Annotated in this window: 7 protein-coding genes and 1 tRNA gene; 1 reads left to right on the top strand and 7 read right to left on the bottom strand. The window is 70.8% G+C overall.

All coding sequences use genetic code 11. From position 1 onward, the window contains the following. Window positions 1–370, top strand: a 370-nt coding sequence (locus H5J30_RS10980; protein ID WP_181787245.1) for a DUF5324 family protein, incomplete at its 5' end; no start/stop codon positions are given. A 101-nt stretch (window positions 371–471) separates the two neighbouring features. Here H5J30_RS10980 and H5J30_RS10975 read toward each other — a convergent pair. The 7 genes from H5J30_RS10975 to H5J30_RS10945 all read right to left on the bottom strand — a co-directional run. Continuing rightward, window positions 472–544 (bottom strand) — tRNA-Ala (locus tag H5J30_RS10975). Window positions 545–616: 72 nt separating this feature from the next. Further along, window positions 617–2569 carry a Stk1 family PASTA domain-containing Ser/Thr kinase gene (gene pknB / locus H5J30_RS10970; RefSeq protein WP_181787244.1) on the bottom strand — a complete coding sequence of 651 codons (1953 nt, stop codon included), beginning with the start codon at window positions 2567–2569 and terminating at the stop codon, window positions 617–619. Window positions 2570–2866: 297 nt separating this feature from the next. Next, window positions 2867–4321 (bottom strand): peptidoglycan D,D-transpeptidase FtsI family protein, encoded by a 1455-nt coding sequence (locus H5J30_RS10965; protein ID WP_181787243.1) that lies wholly within the window; start codon window positions 4319–4321, stop codon window positions 2867–2869. Next, the gene (locus H5J30_RS10960; RefSeq protein WP_181787242.1) at window positions 4318–5727 is read right to left on the bottom strand and encodes an FtsW/RodA/SpoVE family cell cycle protein; all 1410 of its coding nucleotides are present in this window, start codon (window positions 5725–5727) and stop codon (window positions 4318–4320) included. The genes H5J30_RS10965 and H5J30_RS10960 overlap by 4 nt, the downstream gene beginning before the upstream one ends. Before the next feature lie 22 nt (window positions 5728–5749). After that, the gene (locus H5J30_RS10955) at window positions 5750–7264 is read right to left on the bottom strand and encodes a PP2C family protein-serine/threonine phosphatase (RefSeq protein ID WP_181787241.1); all 1515 of its coding nucleotides are present in this window, start codon (window positions 7262–7264) and stop codon (window positions 5750–5752) included. 26 nt (window positions 7265–7290) lie between these two features. After that, a complete protein-coding gene (locus H5J30_RS10950) occupies window positions 7291–7797 on the bottom strand; it encodes an FHA domain-containing protein FhaB/FipA (RefSeq protein WP_018838847.1) in 507 nt (168 codons plus the stop codon). Window positions 7798–7807: 10 nt separating this feature from the next. Continuing rightward, the coding region (locus H5J30_RS10945) for an FHA domain-containing protein (protein WP_181787240.1) at window positions 7808–8092 on the bottom strand (285 nt) is incomplete at its 5' end.

Here is an 8092-nt window from a genome sequence, read left to right as displayed (position 1 = left end):
ACGCAGGCGGCACCGGCGCGAGGTCGTCGGCCGCACGGCGAAGGGCACCGTCGTCGTCGGCGCCCTGGGCGCCGGAGCGGTCGTCGTCTGGCGCTGGTGGGACCGCCAGATCAACCCGGACTGGATGGTCGAACCCCCGGACGCCACCGAACCCGGCACCGACGCCTCCACCACCCGGATCGTCGACGACACCGAGTACATGGACCGCGAGACCCGCATCGACCGCGCCGACGCCGGCCGCGACCAGGACGCCGAGACCCGCGAGGCGGCGGCGGACATGGACGCGGAGGGCGGCGGCACGGCCCGCTCGGAAGCGGGCGAACCGACGGACACCCGCCGCGCGTACTACGAACGCGAGGACGACCTCTGAGCAGACACCTGTCGCCGTAGTACACGCCCGTTCCCCACGGGAAACCGCGAGAGCCCCGCGGGGCCGGAGAAACCGGCCCCGCGGGGCTCTGCCGACAGGTGTGGAGCCTAGGAGAGTCGAACTCCTGACATCTGCCATGCAAAGACAGCGCTCTACCAACTGAGCTAAGGCCCCGAAGCGGCCCCCAGCCTACCCGCTCGGCGGGGGCGCTCGCATCGCGGTGATCTACCCGGCCGGGGGGCCGGCCTAGTCCCCGTCGCCCGGTCGTGTGACCAGGTTCACGGTCGAGCCCGGGGCCACCTCGCTGCCCGCCGGGGGGTCGTGGGCGATGATGACCGCGGCGTCGTCCGAGGGGGCGCCGGGGACGACCCCGACGACCAGGCCCATGCCCTCCAGCTGGGCCCGTGCCTCGCCGACCGTCTTGTTGACCAGGTCCGACGGCACCGTCAGCGCATCCGGCTCGTCCGGTTCCACCGCGACGGTCAGGGTGACCGTGTCGCCCTCCGTGGCTGCCGTGCCGGCCTCCGGGGACTGCGCGACGACCGTCTCCGGGGCCGCGTCGGCGGTCTCCTGGTCCGTGCGCTGGACGACGAAGCCCTGGCCCTCCAGGGTCGCCTTCGCGTCCTCGTACGCCAGGCCGTCGACCTTCGGGACGTTGATCGCGGCCGGCTCGGTCTCCTCCGGGGCGGCGGCGACCGTGAGCGTGACGGTGGAGTTCCGCGCGGCCTTGGTCTCGCCCTCCGGGTTCTGGCTCAGGACCTGGCCCTCCGGCTCGCTGGACTCCTGCTCCTCCTGCTCGACGTCGAAGCCCTCCTCCCGGAGGGTGTCCTCGGCCTCGTCGGCGTCCATGCCGGTCACGTCCGGGACGGTGACCTTCTGCACGCCCGAGCCCTTGGAGACGACCGCCCTGACGGTCGAGCCGCGCTCGACCTCCTCGTCGGCCGCCGGGTTGGTGCTGCACACCGTGCCCTTGGGCTGGTCGCAGCGCTCCTCGCCGTCCTTGGTGAGGGTGAGCTTGAGGTTGCTCATGGAACTCTCGGCGTCCTCGAACTTCTCGCCGACCACGTCCGGCACCTTGACCGGGTCGGCCCCCTGGTCGCCGAAGATGGACTTGCCGATGAAGATGGCGCCGACGAGGACCAGGATGCCGGCGAGGATCAGCAGCACCGTCGACGTCGCGCCGCTGCGCTTCTGCTGCCGGCGGCGGCCCGCGCCGCGGTCGTCGTAGCCCATGCCGCCGTCGTCGTCCCGCGTAGGCGGCAGCATCGTGGTGCCGTAGCCGTTCTGCGGGGTCATGGCGGTGGTCGGGGTGTCGCCGGGGAAGCCGGCGGCGCCCATGCCGGCGACCGCCGCGACGGGCAGGCCCTCCAGCGCGGCGTCGATGTCGGCGCGCATCTCGTCGGCGCTCTGGTACCGGTAGTCCGGGTCCTTGACGAGCGCCTTCATCACGATGGCGTCCATCTCGGGCGTGACCTCGGGGTCGAACGCGCTCGGCGGCTGCGCCTCCTCGCGCACGTGCTGGTACGCCACCGCCACCGGGGAGTCGCCGACGAACGGCGGCCGGCTGGTCAGCAGCTCGTACAGCAGGCAGCCAGTCGAGTACAGGTCGGAGCGCGCGTCGACCTGCTCGCCCTTGGCCTGCTCGGGGGAGAGGTACTGGGCGGTGCCGATGACCGCGGCGGTCTGCGTCATCGTCATGCCGGAGTCGCCCATCGCGCGGGCGATGCCGAAGTCCATGACCTTGACCTGGCCGGTGCGCGTCAGCATGACGTTCGCCGGCTTGATGTCGCGGTGGACGATGCCGCTGCGGTGCGAGTACTCCAGGGCTTGGAGGATGCCCGTGCACATCTCCAGCGTGCGCTCGGGCAGCAGCTTGCGCCCGGAGTGCAGCAGCTCGCGCAGCGTGGAGCCGTCGACGTACTCCATGACGATGTACGGGATGGAGACGCCGTCGATGTAGTCCTCGCCGGTGTCGTACACGGCGACGATGGCGGGGTGGTTCAGGGAGGCCGCGGACTGCGCCTCGCGGCGGAAGCGGGCCTGGAACGAGGGATCGCGGGCCATGTCGGCACGGAGCGTCTTGACCGCGACCGTACGACCGAGGCGGGTGTCGTGGGCGAGGTAGACCTCGGCCATGCCGCCGCGGCCGAGCACCTGGCCCAGCTCGTACCGCCCGCCCAGGCGACGCGGCTCTTCCATAGCTTCTCCCAGCCCTCTTCCGTTCCTGCTCCCGTGCCGAAGCGGAGCGTCGGCACGGGGTGTCCGGCTCGTGCTGCTCGGCATACGGTACCGGGCGCCGATGACACCGTTCGGGCCGGACCGTCAGCCGATATCCGACCGGTATCCGACCGCTATCGGGTGACGCGGCACGCCCGCCCCGCGGTTCCCTCACGCGTTCACATTCCCGGCAGTCCCCCCGGGTGACACCCCCCGCGCCACTTCACTTCTCGTCCCCCTGCTGCTTCCCGATCGTCCCCGCGGCCCGGCTGCGGTCCGCTAGCGGCCCAGGCCGGCTTCCATGACGCTCTTCGCGATCGGCGCCGCGACGCCGCCGCCGGAGATGTCGTCACGGTTCGCGCTCGCGTCCTCGACCACCACGGCGACGGCGATCTGCTTGTCGCTGTCGGGGTCCTTGGCGTAGGAGATGAACCAGGCGTACGGCAGGTCGCGGTTGTCGATGCCGTGCTGCGCGGTACCCGTCTTGCCGCCGACGGTGGCCCCGTCGATCCTGGCGTTGGAGCCCGTGCCCTCGTTGACGACGGTCTCCATCATCTGCTGCATCTTCTGCGCGTTCTCGCCGGAGAGCGGCTCGCTGAGCTTCTCCGACTGCGTCACCTCGATGTCGTTGAGGTTCGGCGCGACCAGCTTCTCGACCATGTACGGCTTCATCAGCTCGCCGTCGTTGGCGACGGCGGAGGCGACCATCGCCATCTGCAGCGGCGTCGCGCGGTTGGACGCCTGGCCGATGCCGCCCATGGCGTTCTGCGGGCGGTCCATCTCCGGGTAGATGCTCTCGGCGGCGCGGACCGGGGTGTCGAGTTCGGCGTTGCCGAAGCCGAACTTCTCGGACATCTCCCTCATGCCCTCGTTGCCGACCTTGTCGCTGATCATCGCGTAGACCGAGTTGCACGACCACTGGAGCGCCTCGCGCAGGGTGGCGTCCTTGCACACGCCCTTGACCTCGTTGCCCAGGGTGTTGGTCGACAGCGGCAGCTTGTACGTCTCGGGGGCGCCGGTCGGCTCGTCCATGTCGAACTCGCCGCTCTCCAGCGCCGCCGCGGCGGTGACGACCTTGAACGTGGAACCGGGCGGGTACGTCTCCCGCAGCGCCCGGTTGAGCATCGGCTTGTCCTTGTCGTCGTTCAGCGACTTCCAGTTCTTCGCGTCCTCGTTGGAGTTGCCCGCGAACGAGGACGGGTCGTAGCTGGGGCTGCTGGCCAGGCCGAGGATCGCGCCGGTCTCCGGGTCGATGGCGGCGACGGCGCCCTTGCGGTCGCCCAGGCCCTCGAACGCCGCCTTCTGCACGTTCGCGTCGAGGGTGGTGACGACGTTGCCGCCCTTCTTGTCCTTGCCGGTGATCATGTCGATCGTGCGGTTGAAGAACAGCCGGTCGTCGTTGCCGGTGAGGATGCCGTCGTTCAGCGCCTCCAGCTGGTTGGCGCCGAACGCCTGGGAGGCGTAGCCGGTGACGGGGGCCCACAGGGGGCCGTCCTTGTACGTGCGCTTGTACTGGAAGTCGCTGCCCGACGTCTCGGTCGAGCCGGTGATCGCCTTGTCGCCGACGATGATGTTGCCGCGGGGGTGGGCGTAGCGCTCGATGGCCACGCGCCGGTTGTCCTCGTGGTTGCGCAGCTCGTCGGCCTCGACGAACTGGATCCAGTTGACCCGGACGAGCAGGGCTATCACCAGCAGGCCGCAGAAGACGGCGACGCGGCGGAGCGGCTTGTTCATGTGCGTACCACCTGGGTCATCTCGGCGTCGGGCGAAGGCGCGGGCGCCGGGGCTGGTCTGCGTGCGGTGTCGCTGATGCGCAGCAGGATCGCGATCAGGGCCCAGTTGGCGATGACCGAGGAGCCTCCCTGGGCGAGGAACGGCATCGTCATGCCGGTCAGCGGGATCAGCGCGGTGACGCCGCCGGCGACGACGAAGCACTGCAGCGCGAATGCGCCGGACAGGCCGACCGCGAGCAGCTTGCCGAACGGGTCGCGGGCCGCGAGGGCCGTGCGCATGCCGCGCTCGATGAGGAGCCCGTACAGGACGACGATCGCCATGAGGCCGGTCAGGCCCAGCTCCTCGCCGACGGTGGCGAGGATGTAGTCGCTCTTGGTGGCGATGCCGCCGATGAGGCGGGAGTAGCCCTGGCCGAGGCCGGAGCCGAAGAGGCCGCCGGAGCCGAAGGAGTACATCGCCTGGGCGGTCTCGGTCACGCCGTCGTTGAGGGGGCTGCGCGCCAGCGGGTTCAGCCAGTTGTCGACGCGGTCGCCGATGTGGCTGTTGAAGGAGGCCACGCTGACCGCGCCGAGGGCGGACAGCAGCAGGCCGAAGACGATCCAGCTCGTGCGCTCCGTGGCCACGTAGAGCATGATCACGAAGAGGCCGAAGAAGAGCAGCGAGGTGCCGAGGTCGGTCTCGAAGACCAGGATCATGAGGCTGAGGCCCCAGATCACCAGGATCGGGCCGAGGTCGCGGCCTCGCGGCAGGTACAGGCCCATGAAGCGGCGGCTGGCCAGGGCCAGGGCGTCCCGCTTGACCATGAGGTAGCCGGCGAAGAAGACCGCGATGACGATCTTCGCGAACTCGCCGGGCTGGAGCGAGCCGAGGCCCGGGATGCGGACCCAGATGCGGGCGCCGTTCACGTTGGCGCCCAGGCCCGGCACCATCGGCATGATCAGCAGTACCAGCGCCGCGGCCATGGAGATGTACGTGTACCGCTGGAGGACCCGGTGGTCCTTGAGGAAGAGGAGCACGACCACGAAGAGCCCGACGCCCACCGCGGACCACATGAGCTGGCCGGGCGCCATCGGGCCGCCGAGCGCGGGCGTGGTCAGCGACGGCTCCTGGTCGAGGCGCCAGATCAGCACCAGGCCCAGGCCGTTGAGGAGGGTGGCGATCGGCAGCAGCAGCGGGTCGGAGTACGGGGCGAACTTCCGTACCACCAGGTGCGCGACGGCGGCCAGGCAGCCGAGGCCCGCCGCGTAGCCGAAGACCCCGGCGGGGACGGTGTCCTCCTTGGCCAGGCCCACGTTGACGTAGGCGAAGACCGGGATCAGCACGGCGAAGACGAGCATCGCCAGCTCTGTGTTGCGCCGGCTGGGCGCGGCCACCGAGCTGATGGTGCTGGTGTGGCTGCTGCTCATGTACGGTCCGCCCCCCAACGGGTTATTGCTTCGGGCACTGCCTCGCCAGTTTCTGCTCTTCCTCGGTCAACGAGGCTCCGGGCGCCGGCGACTCGGACTTCTCGTCCCCCGCCTTGTCCCCGGCGTCGCCCTGCTTGTCGGGGTCCTGCTTGTCCGGGTTCTGCTTCTCCAGTTCCTGCTGCCGCCGCTCCTCCTCCTGCGCGCGGGAGTCCTCCGCCGCGGCCTGGGCGACCGTACGGCAGACGTCGGCCTGCTGCTGGAGGTCGGCGACCTTCGCCTGGGCGTCGCCGAGGCTCTCCTCGGCGATGTTGTCCTCGACGCGCTTCTGCTGGTACGTGGGGAGGTACTTCAGCTCGATGTCCGGGTGGTCCTGGTGCACGGAGGACAGGCTCATCCAGGCGAGTTTCTGGTCGATGCCCTGGTACACCGCGACGTGGTCGTCCTTCGTGCCCACGTAGTACTGCGACTGGGTCCAGTCGTACGCCTTGTAGCCGCCGAACCCCAGGCCGCCGAGGACCACGGCGAGCAGCAGCCCGCGCTTGAGCCACTTGAAACGGGGCGGGGCCTTGACGAAGTCCTCGTCGTTGTACGAGAGGCCGTACGGGTCGTCGTCCGCCGGGCCGAAGCCGCCGGCCTGCGGCGGCGCGGGACGGCCGAGGCCCGCGGCGCGGGCGGCCGGGGTCTGCATGCCGGCGGTGTCGATCTGGTGCTGGTTCTCGGCGACGGCGCCGACGACCAGGGGGGCGTCGTTGAGCCGGCCGGCCATGGTGTCGTCGTCGGCGGCGTCGAGGACGTCGGCGATGATGACGGTGATGTTGTCGGGGCCGCCGCCGCGCAGCGCCAGCTCGATCAGCTCCTGCACGGTCTCCTGCGGCCCGGCGTAGCCGGCGAGGGTGTTCTCCATCGTCTCGTGGCTGACCACGGACGACAGACCGTCGGAGCAGACCAGGTAGCGGTCGCCGGCGCGCACCTCGCGGATGGACAGGTCGGGCTCGACCTGGTCGCCGCTGCCCAGCGCGCGCATCAGCAGCGAGCGCTGCGGGTGGGTGGTGGCCTCCTCCTCGGTGATGCGGTTCTCGTCGACGAGCCGCTGCACCCAGGTGTGGTCCTTGGTGATCTGCGTCAGCGCGCCGTCGCGCAGCAGGTACGCGCGCGAGTCGCCGACGTGCACCAGGCCGAGGCGCTGGCCCGTCCACAGCAGGGCCGTGAGCGTGGTGCCCATGCCCTCCAGGCGCGGGTCCTCCTCGACCATGCGGCGCAGCCGGTCGTTGGCGTGCTCCACGGTGGTGCCGAGGGCGGTGAGCAGGTCGGAGCCCGGGACGTCCTCGTCCAGGGCGACCATGACGGAGATGACCTCGGAGCTGGCGACCTCGCCGGCGGCCTGGCCGCCCATGCCGTCGGCGATGGCGAGCAGCCGGGGGCCGGCGTAGCCGGAGTCCTCGTTGTGGTCACGGATCATGCCCTCGTGCGACCCGGCGGCGAAGCGCAGAGAGAGGCTCATGCGCACCTCGCCGGTCGGCTCCGGGTACATCCGCATGGTGCCCGCCCTCCGGTCATGGTCTTCTACTTCCGCAGCTCGATGACGGTCTTGCCGATCCGGACCGGTGCGCCGGGCGGGATCGGCACCGGCGAGGTGAGCCGGGTCCGGTCGAGATAGGTGCCGTTGGTGGACCCGAGGTCCTCCACGATCCAGCGCCCGTCACGGTCCGGGTAGATCCTGGCATGCCGGGAGGAGGCGTAGTCGTCGTCCAGCACGATTGTCGAATCGTGGGCCCGCCCCAGGGTGATGGTCTGCCCCTGCAGGGTGACGGTGGTGCCGGTGAGCGACCCCTCGGTGACCACGAGTTTGGTCGGGGCGCCGCGCTGGCCCCGGCGCCCGCCGCGTCCGCCCCTGGCGTCCTGCGGCGGCGCCTGCGGCCGCGGCGGCGGACGGTCCTGGACGGCGGCGGCCCGCCGCGTGACCCGGGTGCCGAACAGGTCACTGCGGATGACCTGTACGGCGACGATGACGAACAGCCACAGTACGGCGAGGAAACCCAGCCGCATGACCGTCAGGGTCAGCTCTGACATCGGCCCCGCTTCACCCTTCGGCTTGCCGGTAGAGGACGGTGGTGCTGCCCACGCGGATGCGTGAGCCGTCGCGGAGCGTAGCGCGCTGGGTGTGCTGGTCGTCCACCACGATGCCGTTGGTGGATCCGAGGTCCTGCACCATCGCGCCGCCGTCGAAGGTACGGATCTCGGCGTGCCGGCGCGAGACGCCGGGGTCGTCGATCCGCACGTCTGCCTCGGTGCTGCGCCCGAGGACCAGGGACTGCCCGGTCATCTGGTGGCGTACGCCGTTGATCTCCAGCCAGTGGCGCAGCCG

The organism is Streptomyces phytophilus (genome assembly GCF_013870535.1).
Classification (GTDB): domain Bacteria; phylum Actinomycetota; class Actinomycetes; order Streptomycetales; family Streptomycetaceae; genus Streptomyces; species Streptomyces phytophilus.
This window is presented reverse-complemented; position numbering and strand designations above follow the sequence as displayed.